Origin of the sequence: Paenibacillus sp. FSL E2-0151, from assembly GCF_037993015.1 — a bacterium.
In the GTDB taxonomy this organism is placed as follows: domain Bacteria; phylum Bacillota; class Bacilli; order Paenibacillales; family Paenibacillaceae; genus Paenibacillus; species Paenibacillus amylolyticus.
In genome coordinates, this window is the sequence record NZ_CP150308.1 from 2,048,173 (window position 1) to 2,065,085 (window position 16,913).

The following is a 16,913-nucleotide window of genomic DNA, read 5'->3' on the forward strand; positions in this document are numbered from 1 at the left end:
CAGCGATCAGAAGATTGTTCTGTTTTCGGAGTGGCGAGTAAGTAAGTATTCTTTAGTTTAATGTATATACCCTTTGCTTTTTTACAATGATCTGGTACAATAACGGAGAAATTGATACTACACATGAATGAGAGGTAACCATACGTCCCATGAAGTAAAACACATGAAGTGAACCCCAGTTAACTGCAGACGGTTTTATGACGCAGTCAGCCAGAGCGGCTGAGCAATGAGGGGATTCGTGTGTCCAAATTCAGCTATGGGAAAAGGTATGGAGCAAGTAAGCCATTGAGGTTTACGTGTACCCTGTATTTTGGGTTTCTTTGTTCATGCCGTAGCTTACCTTAGATCTGTCTTTGAATGCTTGATCCAACCCTGAATTGCCAAACCGCCGGCTGATGCCAGCGGTTTTTTTTGTTCGGCAAAAAGGATGCAGGAAGGATGAGGCCTCATGATGACATTGGTACGCTTACATGAAGTATCAAAAGAGTGGAACGGTATTGAATTGTTTACAGGATTGAATTTGGAGATTAATGAGGGCGAACGACTCGCCATTTTGGGTCGCAACGGATGCGGCAAGACAACGTTGTTACGCATCATTTTGGGTGAGGAGCATGGTGGTGGACGGATCGAACGTCATAGCCCTCAGCAGGAATGGGGGTTCATGCGCCAGCGCTCGGAGATTGAGACCGGGATGAATGTACTGGATGCGGTCCGGCGTGAGAGCGGTCAGATCTATGAAGTGAAACGGAACTTGGAAGAACTGGAACAACGGTTGAGCATGAGCACTGAAGCGGATGAAGAGCTGCTTGAAGCTTATACACAAGTGATGGAGCAATATGAACAGTTGAACGGTTATATGTGGGAGACTGAGGTAGAGAAGGTACTGACTCGCCTTGGATTATCCGCAGAGCATTGGAACAGACCCTATCATTCCTTGAGTGGTGGACAAAAAACAAAGGCTCGTTTGGCGGGGCTACTTGTCAGCAAACCCAAATTCCTGATCCTGGATGAACCGACAAATCATCTGGATGAGGGAAGCATGCGCTGGCTGGAAGAGTGGTTATCCTCATATGAAGGTACGCTGTTATTTGTATCACACGATCGTACGTTTATTGATCAGGTAGCAACAGGAGTCATTGAGTTCAGTCCAGATGCCCTGACCACATACAAGGGCGGATACTCCGACTACAAGATCCACAAAGAGCGTGAATTACGCGAACAGGAAACGATCTACCGCAGGCAGGAATTGGAACGTAAGGCGTTGGAAGAAACGATTCGAAATTATCAGGAATGGTTCCATAAAGCGCATAATTCGGCGACCGATGTAGAGGTGAAGATCACCCAGAGCTTCTACAAGGCCAAAGCCAACAAAAATATTTCACGTTACCATGCGAAACAAAAACAGCTGGAGCGTTTGGAGCGGGAACGGGTGGATAAACCTCGTGAAGCTGCAAAGTTGAACATGGAATTACAGATGAATCCACTGGCTGCACGCCAGCTGCTTGCGCTGGAAGAGGTGAGTTTTTCATATACGGGAGACAATCCATTGCTACGCGATCTTCGGATTGCTGTGGAACGTGGAGATCGGCTTGCTGTACGAGGTCCTAATGGAACGGGCAAGACAACACTGCTGAAGTTGATGATTGGTGAACTGGAACCTTCTCAAGGCAAGGTCACACGGCATCCACAGCTGAAAATCGGTTACTTTTCACAGGAGCTGGAAGGGCTCCCCGAGAATCAGACGCTGCTGGACAGCTTGCTTACTCTTCCATCCATGACACAAAGTGCGGCACGTACCATTCTGGGATGTTTCCTATTTTCCAGAGATGATGTATTCAAGCGCATTGGGGATTTGAGCATGGGGGAAAAGTGCAGAGTGGCATTTCTGAGACTGTACTTTGGCGGAGCCAATCTGCTGGTGCTGGACGAACCGACCAACTATCTGGACATCGATACCCAGGAAGTCATGGAAAATGTATTAAAACAGGCTTCTGGTGCTTTGGTGCTTGTATCCCATGACCGGATGCTGACGAAGTCGCTCGCGAATCGGTTATGCGATCTGGAGGCTGGTGGCACAGCAACTCTGTTTGAAGGAGGTGTAACGGATTGGGAGCAGTCCAACAAACTTCGGGAGGTGGCGCTGGAGACCCGGGAATCCGATGACGAGCGGTTACGATTGGAGATGCGACTATCGGAGTTGCTTTCTCCTGTGAGCACTGCTGGAAAAGACAGTCTGACACAGCCCGAGCATTCGAATGAGCGAGCTGTCGAGGCAGCTGAGATTCGCGAAATCCAGCAGCGCCTGAAACAATTGAAAGATAAGGGTGCAAGCATAAATTAGAACATGGACGACTTGCTATTTCGATCTATTTTGCATATAATTATGAACGATCATCGATGATTACATCGATATGGGTAAACTAAGCAAACGTGATGATGGAGATAAGTAAGCAGTGCCTCTGGACAGGGAGGAAGCGCCGTAGATTGAGAGCGTTTCTGTAGAACAAGGCTGCCGAAATTCACTCCGAAGCGGTTCCCTGAACCTGTTTGTGTGCAGACACAGAGGCAACAGTAGGGGCAAACGGTTAACGGTCGTTATTCCGTACAAAGTGAGACAGAACCAGTTGCAGGCCAGAAGGGCCACGCAGCAATGGATGTCTAACAAGGGTGGTACCACGGTCTTTTCGTCCCTTCAGGGGAGAGAAGGCCTTTTTTTGTTGCAAAAACACCACAAAAAGGGGGCAATTACACATGAAAGAACGTTTAGAGGCATTGAAGATCGAAGCGCTGGAGCAGTTGTCTGGTGTGAATGATCCGCAGACGCTCGGTGATCTGCGTGTAAAGTATTTGGGGAAAAAGGGTGCATTAACTGAGATTTTGCGTGGTATGGGTGCGCTTAGTGCGGAGGAACGTCCAGTTATTGGTCAAGTAGCCAATGATGTTCGGGCTGCCATTGAGGAAGTCATCGACAGCAAGCAGGATCAGTTCCAGAAGGAAGAGACGGCGAAGCGTCTGCAATCCGAGAAAATTGATGTGACTCTGCCAGGGCGTCGTGGACGTCAAGGCGGACTGCATCCACTGACCAAAGTGGTACAGGAGATCGAAGATATTTTCATCGGTATGGGATACCGCGTTGCGGAAGGTCCTGAAGTCGAAATGGATTATTACAACTTTGAAGCATTGAATCTGCCGAAGAATCACCCGGCGCGCGATATGCAGGATTCCTTCTATGTTACCGAAGACTTGTTGATGCGTACCCATACATCTCCGGTTCAAGTACGTACCATGCAGAGCATGAAGGGCGAAGTGCCTGTCAAAGTCATCTGCCCAGGTAAAGTATACCGCCGTGATGACGACGATGCGACGCACTCTTTCCAATTCAACCAGGTTGAAGGTTTGGTCATTAGCGAAAACATTCGTATGAGCGATCTGAAAGGAACCCTACTGCAATTCGTACGCGAAATGTTCGGTTCCCACACAGAAATTCGTCTGCGCCCAAGTTTCTTCCCATTCACAGAGCCAAGTGCGGAAGTGGATGTAACTTGTGTACAATGTGGCGGCAGCGGCTGTCGCGTATGTAAGCAAACAGGCTGGCTTGAAATTTTGGGCGGCGGTATGGTTCACCCGAAAGTACTGGAAATGGGTGGATACGATCCGGAGAAATACAGTGGTTTTGCATTTGGAATGGGCGTAGAACGTATTGCGATGCTGAAGTATGGTGTCGATGATATCCGTCACTTCTACAATAGCGATCTGACCTTCCTGAAGCAATTTGGACGGCTGTAACTTTAAGACAAGAAAGATTAACCATATAGAGCAAGCGAATGAACCGGGAACACCAATTTATAGATGAAGGAAGTGAACGTCCATGAGAGTATCGACAGATTGGCTGTCTGATTATATTTCCCTTGAAGGTGTGACGCCACAGGAATTGGCGGAGAAAATCACCCGTGCGGGTGTCGAAATTGATGTAGTGGAGAACCGCAACAAGGGCGTCAATAAAGTTGTTGTAGGTTATGTGAAGAGCAAGGAGAAACACCCCGATGCAGACAAACTGAATGTATGTGTCATCGATGCCGGTCAGGAAGAAGATCTGCAGATCGTGTGTGGTGCGAAAAATGTGGATGCAGGCCAAAAAGTAGTCGTAGCCCTGGTTGGAGCAAAGCTCCCTGGTGGATTGGATATCAAAAAAGCCAAACTGCGCGGTGTTGTATCCCTTGGCATGATCTGTTCCGCCAAAGAGCTGGGCATGAACGATAAATTGTTGCCGAAAGATCAGCAGGAAGGTATTCTCGTTCTGCCGGAACAAACAGAGGTTGGCACGCCAATCAGCCAGGTTCTTGGTCTTGACGATCATGTGCTTGAACTGGACCTGACACCAAACCGTTCCGACTGTCTCAGCATGCGTGGTGCAGCTTATGAAGTGGGTGCCATCCTGGGTCGTGAAGTGAAGCTGCCAAGTCCCAAAGACCAACTGGTTGAAATTGGTGATGCAGCCGCGAATCATATCTCTGTAGAGATCAAGGCACAGGAGCAATGCATTCACTATGCAGCTCGTTATGTAACCGGCATTAAGCTGGGTGCTTCCCCGCTGTGGATGCAAAACCGTCTCATGGCGGCAGGTGTTCGCCCAATCAATAACATCGTTGATATCACGAACTATGTCATGCTGGAATACGGTCAACCGCTACATGCATTCGATGCGGATAAGCTGGAAAAGGGCCATATTGAAGTGCGGATGGCCAACGAAGGCGAAACGATTGTTACGCTGGATGGACAGGAGCGCAAGCTGGAGCCGCACATGTTGCTCATCACGGACGGCGTGAAACCGGTAGCCATCGCTGGGGTTATGGGTGGCGAGAATTCCGAGGTATCGGAAGGCACGGTGAATCTGTTGCTGGAGTCCGCCAAGTTCGACGGCGGAACTGTTCGGAAAACGTCGCGCCAACTGGGGCTACGTTCCGAAGCAAGCATGCGTTTTGAGAAGGAAGTAGACCCGGGTGCGGTGATTACGGCTTTGGATCGTGCGGCTGAACTGATTCAGCGTTATGCTGAAGGTGAAGTGCACCAGGGAATCGTGGAAGCTGGAGCAGAAGCTGCGGAGAAACGTGTAATTCAATTGTCGCTGGACAGACTGAATCGTTATCTGGGAACTGATCTGTCTTTGCTTGAGGTAAAAACGATCTTCGCTCGCTTGCACTTTGCATGTGGTGATGCTGATCAAGGATTGCTGGATGTGGAAGTGCCAACACGCAGAGGGGATATTACGCTTGATGTAGACTTGTTTGAAGAGATTGCACGCCTGTACGGATACGACAACATTCCAACCACATGGATTGAAGGGCCGACGACTCCAGGGGCATATACACGCTCTCAAGCAATGCGCCGCACGATTCGTGGATTGCTCTCAGGCAGTGGCTGGCAGGAAATGATCAGTTACTCCTTTGTACACCCGGATAAAGCGACTCTGTTCCCAGCGTTGACACAAGGCAGTAAAGCCGTGAAACTCGCGATGCCTATGAGCGAGGACCGCAGTGTGCTTCGTACGAGCATTTTGCCGCAAATGCTGGATGCAGCGGTGTATAACATGAACCGTAAACAGGATTCACTGGCTGTATTTGAAGTGGGCAATGTGTTCTTCACTGAAGAAGATCAGTTGACCAAGCAACCACATGAGATTCCGGTACTGGGCTTGTTGCTCACCGGTAATCGTGCAAGCCAGCAGTGGAATGTTGGAGCGGAGAAAGTAGACTTCTTTGATCTGAAAGGTGCTCTTGAGCATCTGTTCGCCTATGTAGGTCTGGAACAACGCATTCGCTTGGTAGCAAACAGCCCTGAAGGATTCCATCCGGGACGTTCCGCATCGGTTTACCTGGAAGGTAAGGATGGCGGGGAAGGCACATTGATCGGTACATTGGGTCAATTGCATCCGGAACTGCAACAGCAGTATGATCTGAATGATGTGTACATCGCAGAGATTGCACTTGAATCGATCTACAGCGAAGCAGACGCTGACATTCGTTATCGTGAGCTTCCGCGTTTCCCAGCCATGGAACGTGATATCGCGGTTGTTGTGAATGAGGATGTTGAAGCTGGAGATATGCTGCGCGCCATTCGTGAATCGGCGGGTGAATTGTTACAAAACGTACAGGTATTCGATGTGTTTACTGGTAGTAAACTGGGTGAAAACAAGAAAAGCGTGGCGATGGCACTGGTATACCGGAATCGTGAACGTACACTCACCGATGAGGAAGTTACTGAAGTTCATGCCCGTGTAGTGGCTCGTCTGGAAGAGCAATTCGGAGCGGAATTGCGTAAATAGGACAAAAGAAGATTTTTTGAACAAAGATTAGCAGGAATTGTTTGAAGTCACATCGAATCCTTAGCATTAGAGGATCGATGTGACTTTTTTGTGATTACAGCTTAGAATCAACATACAGACTTGAAGGAGGGCACAACTGTGACTACACCTGATCGTACACGCGTCACCGTAGAGATCTACGGGACTTCCTATAAACTGGTTGGCAGCAGTGCCGACTATATGAAACAAGTAGCTAACCTGGTAGATGAGCGTATGGGCGCGATCTCCAAGCAAAATTCCCGTCTGGATACTCCGCGTATTGCGGTACTGGCGGCTGTACATATGGCTGAACAGTCTCTTCAGACTCAGGAAATTCGTAATGAACTGAAGATGCTCACTGGAGAACGTACAGAACTGAGAAACGAATTGAATCGGTTAAACGCCATACAAAATGAACATCAACAAGAATTGGAACGGCGTGACCAGGCTCTTGCTGATTTGCAACAGCTGAAGATTGAAGCAGAGCAGGCCTTGCAAAAGTCCGAATCGGACAAAAATTCAGAGATAGCCAAGTTGAATAAGCTGCTGGAGCAAGAACGCGCTCAAGCAACGGAGCGAGTGCAGAAATTGCAGGCCCAAGCGACAGCACAACTGAAGGAAGCAGAAGCCAAGGGAACGAAACAGCTGAAGGAAATGGAAGAGAAAGCGGCTAACCAGCTTAAAAATGCACAGGCACAGGCTGCTTCCCAGCTCAAAGAAGCTCAGAACCGTTCTGCAGCCGAATTGCAGCAGGCGCAGGCCAAAGCTGCGGCGCAATATAAAGAGTTGCAGGACAAGACTGCAGCTCAATTAAAAGAAGCCGAGTCGGCCATTTTGTCCGAGTTGGAGCAGGCAGAGAGCAATCTGAAGAAAGCTCAGGAAGAAGCAGCGCTGCAATATAACGAACTTCAGCAACAGATGGAACTTCGTCTTCAACAGGCTGAAGAAAAAGCGCTGCAACAGACACAAGAGCTCACGGATCAGGCGAATCAGGAACGGTCTGCCTTACAGGAACAAGCGGAGCAGAAGCGCCTGACTGAGATAAATCAGTTGAATGCGGAGTTCAAGGCGTTATCCGAGCAGTTGGAACTCGAATGGATGGAGAAAGAAGCAGCCTTCGAGGAACAATTGCAGCAAGCCAAGGAAGCAGCAGCGTCCCAAGCGAAAGAAGCCGAAGCGGCGGCAGAGGCCTTGTTGCAAGAAGAACAGGGCAAGCTCAAGCAGCAACTTGAGGACCAACGTAAACAGGCGGAGACTCGACTATTAGATGTCGAAGAGCAATTAGAAGAAGTGATGACCCAGCTCATCAGTGCACAGGACATGGTTGCAGAGCAAGAACAGCAGCTTCAGCACGAGCGTGGTCAATTGGAATCGTTACGTCATGAGCATGGGGTCCGTAAACAGGAGCAGGAAGTTCAGACTCGCCGAATTACGGAACTGGAGCAACAACTGGAGCAGTTGAAAGAGGACCGTTCCCAGTTGCAGGAGCTACTGCGTGAAACGGAACAGGCTGCCCAGCAATCCCGTGATTCACAGGAACAATGGAAGCAGAAGTATAATGAAACTGTGGATAGAGAAACCTCTCTCACAGCACAGCTACGCAAACTTCAGGAGCAACATGCACAGCTTGAACAGGAAGCCCAAAAGCTTCGTGAGGCTGAAGTGAAGTCGGAAGAGGAACAGCGCAGACTGCAAAAAGTGCTTGAACAGGCTCATGCTGCGGTGCGTACATTGCAGAATGAGATCGGCACGCTTACGGAACGTGAGCAGTCCTTGAAGGATCTTGCTGAGCAGCGATTGGCTGAGATCGGAGACCTGGAGAATCAGATTCTTGAAGTTGCTGAACAAAATGAAACGTTGGAGTCTGGTGTGCAATCCCTTCATGATGAATTGTCCGTGGTGAAGGAAGAGTCTCGTTTCAACCATGAAGAGGCTGTACAATACCAGAAGGATGCAGAGCTTTTGGAAGAGAAACGTAATCAGCTTGAAGTTGAGCTAAATGTTGTTCGGGAAGAGCTGAACCGACTTCAGGATAACTATAAACAAATCCGTAATGATTACAGTGATGCATTACAACGGGAAGAGAATTACAGTTCCAAGCTGGATGAATTGAGCAAGGAGAAACAAGAGCTTGTGAGCGCACTTGAAGAAGCAAGACAGTCTTCAGCTAAACTTTCCGAGCGCTACTCGGAGCAAGAGAGCCGGCTAGCCCAGACTGAGGAAGAAGCGTTGGAATGGCAGATCAAATACGAAGAACTATCAGCCAAACAGACCGAGTTGGCAACCCGTCTGGAGCAGTTGACAAGACGTGAAGAAGAACTTCGCTCAAGTGTTGAACAAGCAGAGCAGAACGACCAGGTGTGGCAACGCCGTGCAGATGAATGGGCGGCTCAGGAACAATCCTGGCAGGAACGCTGGGCTACACTTGAGAATGAACTGACGGTTTGGAAGAGAGAAAGTGCTGCAAGTAGTGAGTTGCTGGAGGGACTGGAGCAAGAACGACAGCAACTGGACAAGTTACGTGCAGAAGCGACCCAAGAGAAAGAGATCATGGAAACTGAACTGCTTGAGATGGGGGAGCGTTACGAACTAGCGGCCAATCAATTACGTTTGTTACAGGTTGAACGTGAAATGGAGCAGGAGAAGGCAGAGCAGCTGAACACGGAATATCGTCAGTTGCATGATGAATATACGAAATTGCAGACGGAATATAACGAATGGATTGAATTGATTGAACAGGACCAGGCCTAGCGGAATGAATGTAGCAGAACTGGCTCGTGGGCAACGTACTCTGGTACAATTTGTTATACTAAAGAAGGAGCTCCCGTCGCTGCGGGGGCTCCTTGTCTTGAATACTATTCTTCAACGATAATTTTGGAGATCATGCTGCTGTGTCCTGAACCACAGAAGACAGAACAGGACATTTCAAACTCACCAACTTTGTCCGGGGTTATGACTTTGGAGCTATTTCTGGTATCCAGTTGAAGATTCAGCTCAGGCACAAGGATACCGTGATTTCCGTTTTCATTTTTATAAACAATGTTAACGGGAACGCCTTTTTTAAGATGGTACTCAGGTTGATCGAATTCATAGTTACTTGCCTTGATGACCAATTCTTCACTGGCTGTAACTCCAGCATCAGCATCGGATCCATTGCTGCCAGATTCTGCGGACTGTTTTGCTCCTCCACATGCAGTGAGGACCAGAATTAACATACAGGCAGCAAGCCATGTTATGCCTTTCTTCATCATGTGCCTCCTTAAAGCGTGATATGGATAAAATTTGAATGATTGCTCCAGTCATCATACCGCAATATGTGGATGCCTGTACACGCTGCGTATGTCGTTTTTTTGAAAATTGTACGTGCACGGCAGAGCCGTGTGTACTGCCCGAATGAAATAAACCCCTTCCGGCACAGGGCCTTCAGAGGTTTAGGAGAATACACGGGGACGTTAGGGTGAAGTGGAGATTAACTTTTGGAGCTTCGTCCGGCATCAAAAGGGGTGGATACCGGGATGAAGAGATCGATAATCCCGATAACCAGCGCAGCGAGAATGGCACCGAGCAGGCTGACTTCAACATGATCTACAACATATTGACCAAGCCAAATCACCAGTGCGCTAACGATAAATCCGACAATACCGCGACCAAACGGGTTGACTCTTTTGCCGAAGATACCTTCAACGATCCAGCCGAGCAGGGCAATGACAAGAGCAAGCAACAGAGCGCTCCAGAAGCCACCAACGGCGAATCCGGGAACGATCCAGCTGACCACCATTAATACAATTGCAGCGATGACAAATCGCACGACATGTCCCAGGAAATTCATGGTGTTTACCTCCTTTTATTCGGATTGAACTGAGCATGGCAACTCCAAGGGGATGGAGAGGTTGCACAATCCTGACACCTGTAGTTTGTGGTGTTATGGTTGAAGTTATGTGTGGAAGGATTCGTTAAATAGCGTAAGAAAGTTTCTTTCGTTATAATACAGATATAGTTTGGAAGGAGTTGTACACTTGGACACGAAAATTTTACACACACTGGAATATCGCAAAATTTTAAATACATTGCTTAGCTTTGCCCAGACGACCATGGGAAAAAAGAAAGCGGAGCAACTTGAACCAAGCAGTGAACTTGAAGAAGTGAAGCGGTTGCTGCAGCAAACCGATGAAGCCTTCACATTTGATCGCTTGAAAGGCTCACCGTCGTTTGGGGGAATTGTAGATATTACGGCTTCCATCAAACGTGCTGAAATTGGAGGCACACTTAACCCTCACGAACTTTTGGGAATATCCAATACAACCTTTGCAGCGCGGCGATTGAAACGTCAGATTGGTACTTTGCATGAAGATGAGCCCATCGAATCATTGTTCTATATCAGTGATCAACTGTCAGAGCAAAAAACGCTTGAGGATGCCATCAAAATCTGTATTGACGATAATGCAGAGGTTGCCGACAGTGCAAGCGTAACGTTGGCGCAGATTCGTCGTGAGCTGCGAGGCGGAGAAGCGCGGATTCGCGAAAAACTGGATTCCATGATTCGATCCTCTACCGTATCCAAGATGCTTCAGGATCAGCTCATCACCATCAGAGGAGACCGTTTTGTTATCCCGGTGAAAGCTGAATATCGTTCGTACTTTGGCGGGATTGTGCACGATCAATCCGGTTCGGGTGCGACATTGTTCATTGAGCCGGAATCCATTGTTGCAATGAACAACAAATTACGCGAGACCCGGATTCGGGAAGAACGCGAAATAGAAATTATTTTGCAGAAATTGACGGCACTTGTCAGTGAGCAGGGAGAGTGGCTGTTGTATGATGTCGACTTGCTGGGATCACTTGATTTTATCTTTGCCAAAGCACGTCTGGCTCGTGAACTGAAAGCAACATTGCCTCGCATGAATGACCGCGGGTTCCTGAAGCTCAAGAAAGGCCGTCATCCACTGATTCCGATTGAAAACGTGGTTCCAATTGACATAGAGTTGGGCAATGATTATACATCCATTATCGTGACAGGTCCCAATACGGGTGGTAAAACGGTAACGCTCAAAACGATTGGATTGCTGAGCCTGATGGCCATGTCCGGTTTATTTGTTCCGGCTGAGGATGGCAGTCAGTTATGTGTATTTGATGCGATCTATGCAGACATTGGGGACGAGCAGAGTATCGAGCAGAATCTGAGTACTTTCTCCAGTCATATGACCAACATCATTCGCATTCTGAAAAACATGACACCAAAAAGTTTGGTATTGCTTGATGAACTTGGCGCAGGGACAGATCCGGCTGAAGGTTCCGCACTGGCGATCTCCATGCTGGAGCATATGCACCGGACGGGATGTCGCATGGTTGCAACCACTCACTACAGTGAACTGAAAGCATACGCATATGAGCGTAAAGGTGTCATTAATGCCAGCATGGAATTTGACATCAACACACTGAGTCCAACCTATCGCCTTCTGGTGGGTGTACCTGGACGAAGTAATGCATTTGCCATTGCAGAGCGACTGGGACTGCCGGGTTACATTCTCGACTACGCCCGTGGCGAAGTGAAGGAAGAGGATCAACGGATTGAGCACATGATTGCTTCTCTTGAAGAGAACCGTCTTACGGCTGAACAAGAGCGTGAGAAGGCAGAGAGCTTGCGCCAGGATATGGAGAAATTACGCAGTCGTCATCAGACCGAACTGGAGAAGCTGGAACAACAGCGTGATCGCCGGATTGAAAAAGCAGAAGAAGATGCACGCAGCATTGTGGACAAGGCTCGCGCGGAAGCGGAGAAGATTATAGCAGATCTTCGCCTGTTGGCTATGGAAGAAGGTGCTTCTGTGAAGGAGCACAAACTCATTGCTGCCCGCAAACAGCTGGACGAGGCTGAACCGGAGAAACGCAGAAAAACGGTCAAGAAGACGGCAACAGCGCCGAAGACTCGTGCTATCGGTCCTGGTGATGAAGTGCTTGTCTACAGTTTGAATCAAAAAGGCCATGTTGTAGAGATGGCGGGTAGCAAAGACGCTATGGTACAACTGGGGATTATGAAAATGAAAGTGTCCCTGGATGACTTGGAACTGCAGCAATCGGCTCCCGCAGCCAAACCAAAGCAAAAACCGGTAACGGGTATGAAGCGCACACGTGATGACAATGTGAAAAGTGAATTGGATCTGCGTGGTACCAACCTGGAAGAAGCCCTGATGGAGACAGACCGGTTCATTGATGAAGCTTTCCTTGCCAACCTGGGCCAAGTTTATATTATTCATGGTAAAGGTACAGGAATTTTACGTTCCGGTATTCAGGATTACCTGCGTAAGCATAAACATATAAAAAGCTACCGGCTGGGCAATTACGGAGAAGGCGGTAACGGTGTGACCGTCGCAGAATTGGAATAGCCGGTCCATGAATCAATGATATTCTGCGACCTTATTCATGAAGGTCGCAGATGGGGAGAGGGGAACGGTGCGTGATAGAAAGCATTGACCAATTGCTGTCTCATCCCTTGGGGATGGTACTCGGTTTTTTCTCGGTAGCGATTATGGAGCTGCTCGTATTTCTGGCTTGTTTCGAACTGGTGACTAAGTATAAATGCTGGACGGAGATCAAGAAGGGCAATGTGGCCGTTGCGATGGCTACAGGAGGTAAGATCTTCGGGATCTGCAACGTATTGCGGTTCTGCATACAAGCGAAATCTTCGGTGTATGAAGCCATGACGTGGTCATTTGTAGGGTTTATCCTTCTGCTCATTGCCTACTTTTTGTTCGAATTCCTGACACCCGTGTTCTCCATTGATAAGGAGATCGAATCGGATAACCGAGCTGTCGGATTGATATCCATGATTATTTCAGTCTCGCTGTCGTTTGTAATTGGCGCGAGCATTATCTAGGGGGACCGGTCATGAAGATATTGATACGAATTCTGTTTGCGGCATCGATCGTGTTTTTTGCCATCGGTGTCATCTATGTAATGAATACATGATTATATGAAAGAGAAAGGTTGATCAATATGGAAACAACAGTATGCCCTTGGTGTCAGACGGAGATTGTATGGGATGAGGAGCTCGGTCCTGAAGAAGAGTGTCCTTATTGCCACAATGAGTTAAAAGGATACCGTACACTCAACATTAACATCGATGATGAAGAGAACGATGAAGCTGAGGACGACATCTATGATGTAGACGATGTAACGAACGAGAAACAGACTACGGATCTTTCGGATCTGTGGGGGGATGAAGTTGAACTCAAATTGCCGGAGTTGCGAACGTTAACCAAATACGCGGATGAAGGTAATGATCTCATTCAGTATGAACAAGGTGTACAGAAGCAACTTGATCATCAGGAAGAAGTACCAGAGTGCCCGAATTGCCGCGAATTCATGATTCTCGCAGGTACACAAGCTGCAACGCAGGATAACTTCACACCAGTTGCTAACGCAGCTTCAGGCGAAGGGTCACTATTGGCATCACCGTTTAAAGTATTGACCTATGTATGCTCGGGATGTTTCCAAGTTCAATACAGTCTGTCTGAGGAAGATCGTCTGCGTCTGATCAAGAACCTGAGTACGCAGGAATAAACATTTCGGAGATTCTAACCAATTTCATAGCAATCCTGAAGATTCATCATGTTTTCCTCTTGCTTGGGGCACGTTAACCCTAAGACCTACCTGTACATAGTTCACTTCAGGTGGATGAAGGAGGAGCAGATGAAGATTACTTTAGGCCGACAATCCATTCTGCTTTTGGGCGTGAATGGATTGTTTGCGTTAGCCGGAGCGCTGTCGGGAACCTTTTTGAATGTGTTTCTGTGGAAAAGCCGTCCGGATTATGCCATGTTGGGGTGGTTCACTCTCAGCCAGCAATTGGCCATTGGACTGACATTCTGGCTTGCTGGCAAATGGGTCAAGGAACACAATAAAATGAGTGCACTACGACTAGGTACTGCGCTGTCCGGCATATTTTATATGATAGTCCTCTGGGCTGGTTCCAAAGCTGTAGACTGGATATGGCCTCTGGGTATGCTACTAGGTTGTTCCTTGGGGTTATTCTGGATTGCATTTAATGTTGTGTATTTTGAAATAACGGATCGGGAAAACAGGGATTTATTCAATGGCTGGGTCGGGTTACTTGGTTCGATGACAGGAATTATAGGTCCATGGTTCTCCGGTCTGATTATTACTCGCATGACAGACAACACAGGATATCGGCTCATCTTCACGGTATCACTCGTTATTTATGTCATAGCAGTAGTTTTTAGTTTTTTTCTGAAAAAAAGAAAGGTGAGCGGTACATACCGCTGGTCGGAACCTTGGATACAGCTATCCAAGCGGGATAGTCCCTGGAGGACCTTAGGCTTGGGTTTATTCGCTCAGGGTGCACGTGAAGGTGTCTTTGCCTTCCTGATTGCACTGCTTGTATATTTGGCTACCGCACAGGAGTACAAATTGGGGCAGTTCTCACTCATCACTTCTGCTGTGGCACTAGTAAGTTATTGGGCAGCCGGGAAATGGTTTAAACCACAGTATAGATCAAAAGGCATGTTCATTGGAGCCCTCATTCTGCTTGTTGTGCTTCTTCCTCTTCTCTGGAAAGTGACCTATGGTACGCTGTTAATCATGGGGATTGGGAGTGCTGTTGCGATGCCGTTATATGTATTACCGATGATATCAGCGGGATTCGACATGATGGGCACAAGTGGCGAAAATGTGGAGAAAAGGGTTGAACTTGTCGTTTTGAGAGAGTTATGCCTGATGCTTGGCAGACTATGTGGGTTGGCCATATTTATTGTGACGGTCTTAAATGCTCCGTCTCTACGCATGTTAATCTGGCTTATTATTGTCCTTGGTGCTTCTCCGCTAATTGGATGGATCTTTATGCGCAAGTTATTGAACCGAACGGAAGGACAAGAGCCCTCGGCTTAGCAGGCTTATATAAACAGGGTACAGCGGCGGGAAAAGAGAACTTTCCGTGTGCTGTACCCTGTTTGTAGTTGTATTGATTCAGTTGTTGGTTATACAGGAGATGGTTTATTTGTACGTGTGAGAGAGAACAGATCCATATCAGGGTTTTGTTTGCCAGTAATAGCATCCACAATTAAGGAAGCAGCAATCATGCTGTATACAGTCCCGTTACCTCCATATCCTTCTACAAAATATGAATGCGGATAATCGGGATGTGTACCGATCAGGGGGAGGCCATCATTCGTATTACCAAACACAGCGCCCCAGGCATAATCGACTTCAAGATCATCTAAAGGGAAATAGGAACGGACCTCTTCCAGGAGTGTATCTCCCCGGTGTTTTGAACGTATTTCACGTTGATCCTCTCTAGGTGTTTCTTCATCCAAACCGCCTGCGATGATTCTTCCGTCCGGTGTTGTTCGCATATACAAATATGGGCGAGCTGTCTCCCAAATCATGCTGTGTTCAAACCATTCACTAAGATCAGACAACGGTTTGGTAGCAATCGCGTAGGTCGTTTTCAGATAGGCTCCGCGATCCTTTTTGATGTCCTGTGTCTCGTAACCGGCAGCAAATATGACTTTCTTGGCACGGATTTTACCGTTGGCAGTGTGGCAGACTACACCATCTTCATCGTATTCACAGTGTATCATCTCCGTCTGACCATAGATTCGAGCGCCACGCTTATTGGCGGATTCAAACAAGGCATGAACAAAACGATAGGGGTTCACTTCCGCATCTCCCATGGTGTACAGTGCAGCGGGTTTGCTGAAGGGGAAATGCTGGCTTATTTTGTCGGCATCCCACAGTTCAGCTTCAAAACCATAACGCTTCAAGGTCTGATATTCTTCCTCCAATAGGGCCACATCATCTTCACTGCTCGCAAAACAAAGACTTGTTCGTGGGATAAACCAAGGGTCTGTATCCAGGCTGTCTGCAATTTGAGCAAGTTGTTTCATGGCTTCACGACAAAGCTCATAAAAACGTACGCCTTTTGCTTCACCAAAAGTGTGGATACATGAGGTTAGTGTCTTGTCATTGGTGTATTGTAAAAGACCTGTATTGGCAGAACTGCTGCCGTTGGCAATGTCTCGCTTATCAATCACAACAGTGTTAACACCCTGTTCCGTGAGTAGTTTAGATGTCAATGCGCCCCCCATGCCCCCACCAATGATGAGGCAGTCACAAGAGATGTCTTCTTGCAGAGCAGAATAATTAAATGTTGAATTGAAAGTGGAGGGCCAGAAAGGTGTGCCATAGACCAGATCCATTAGAAACATCTCCTTTATAATTTAAATTTGTATACTTTTGTGTGACCGGGTTAACAATAATTGCGCATAAACTTTATGCCGAGGAGGCCATCGAAACATGCAGAATCATACTATGCAAGCGCTGAGTCCCAAGGAATTGAACTACATTGCGGACTCTATCACCAATGAAGAACTGCTGATTAAGCAGTGTGCAGCCACAGCTTCCATCACACATAATCCACAAATTCAACAAGCTCTGAATCACTATGTTCGCTCACATGAACAACATCTGAACACGCTTGTCAATGCATTGCAGCAACATCAGTCTCTTGCACCGGCGCAAGTCAGTAATTGAAGACAACTCTAACTGTATAGGAGGA

Annotated in this window: 12 protein-coding genes; 9 read left to right on the plus strand and 3 right to left on the minus strand. The window is 47.7% G+C overall.

Annotated elements, in window-relative coordinates:
* Positions 1-448 precede the first annotated feature (448 nt).
* From abc-f to zapA, 4 genes are all read left to right on the plus strand, one after another.
* Positions 449-2,341 (plus strand): ABC-F type ribosomal protection protein, encoded by a 1,893-nt coding sequence (abc-f, locus tag MHI55_RS09585; RefSeq protein ID WP_076318306.1) that lies wholly within the window; start codon positions 449-451, stop codon positions 2,339-2,341.
* A gap of 410 nt (positions 2,342-2,751) precedes the next feature.
* The gene (gene pheS, locus MHI55_RS09590) at positions 2,752-3,786 is read left to right on the plus strand and encodes a phenylalanine--tRNA ligase subunit alpha (protein ID WP_017689641.1); all 1,035 of its coding nucleotides are present in this window, start codon (positions 2,752-2,754) and stop codon (positions 3,784-3,786) included.
* Between the two features lie 82 nt (positions 3,787-3,868).
* Positions 3,869-6,322 (plus strand): phenylalanine--tRNA ligase subunit beta, encoded by a 2,454-nt coding sequence (gene pheT, locus MHI55_RS09595; protein WP_339188647.1) that lies wholly within the window; start codon positions 3,869-3,871, stop codon positions 6,320-6,322.
* A 138-nt stretch (positions 6,323-6,460) separates the two neighbouring features.
* The gene (zapA, locus tag MHI55_RS09600) at positions 6,461-9,091 is read left to right on the plus strand and encodes a cell division protein ZapA (RefSeq protein WP_340389839.1); all 2,631 of its coding nucleotides are present in this window, start codon (positions 6,461-6,463) and stop codon (positions 9,089-9,091) included.
* 104 nt (positions 9,092-9,195) lie between these two features.
* Here zapA and MHI55_RS09605 read toward each other — a convergent pair whose 3' ends face one another.
* Positions 9,196-9,588, minus strand: a complete 393-nt coding sequence (locus MHI55_RS09605; protein ID WP_036669784.1) for a cytochrome c oxidase subunit II — start codon at positions 9,586-9,588, stop codon at positions 9,196-9,198.
* A 221-nt stretch (positions 9,589-9,809) separates the two neighbouring features.
* On the minus strand, positions 9,810-10,169 hold the full coding sequence (locus MHI55_RS09610) for a phage holin family protein (protein ID WP_036610114.1): 360 nt from the start codon (positions 10,167-10,169) through the stop codon (positions 9,810-9,812).
* Between the two features lie 187 nt (positions 10,170-10,356).
* On the opposite strand from MHI55_RS09610, the gene MHI55_RS09615 reads away from it, so the two are divergent.
* From MHI55_RS09615 to MHI55_RS09630, 4 genes are all read left to right on the plus strand, one after another.
* The gene (locus MHI55_RS09615) at positions 10,357-12,723 is read left to right on the plus strand and encodes an endonuclease MutS2 (protein WP_047842259.1); all 2,367 of its coding nucleotides are present in this window, start codon (positions 10,357-10,359) and stop codon (positions 12,721-12,723) included.
* Positions 12,724-12,773: 50 nt separating this feature from the next.
* Entirely contained in the window at positions 12,774-13,214 is a 441-nt protein-coding gene (locus MHI55_RS09620; RefSeq protein ID WP_082219034.1) for a DUF350 domain-containing protein, read from the plus strand.
* A gap of 119 nt (positions 13,215-13,333) precedes the next feature.
* A complete protein-coding gene (locus tag MHI55_RS09625) occupies positions 13,334-13,900 on the plus strand; it encodes a hypothetical protein (RefSeq protein WP_036669791.1) in 567 nt (188 codons plus the stop codon).
* A gap of 129 nt (positions 13,901-14,029) precedes the next feature.
* Positions 14,030-15,244: an MFS transporter gene (locus MHI55_RS09630; protein WP_340389841.1), complete on the plus strand. Its 1,215-nt coding sequence runs from the start codon at positions 14,030-14,032 to the stop codon at positions 15,242-15,244.
* Between the two features lie 89 nt (positions 15,245-15,333).
* Here MHI55_RS09630 and MHI55_RS09635 read toward each other — a convergent pair whose 3' ends face one another.
* Positions 15,334-16,554: an FAD-dependent oxidoreductase gene (locus MHI55_RS09635; protein ID WP_127544422.1), complete on the minus strand. Its 1,221-nt coding sequence runs from the start codon at positions 16,552-16,554 to the stop codon at positions 15,334-15,336.
* A 97-nt stretch (positions 16,555-16,651) separates the two neighbouring features.
* On the opposite strand from MHI55_RS09635, the gene MHI55_RS09640 reads away from it, so the two are divergent.
* Positions 16,652-16,888, plus strand: a complete 237-nt coding sequence (locus tag MHI55_RS09640; protein WP_036610100.1) for a hypothetical protein — start codon at positions 16,652-16,654, stop codon at positions 16,886-16,888.
* Positions 16,889-16,913 lie beyond the last annotated feature (25 nt).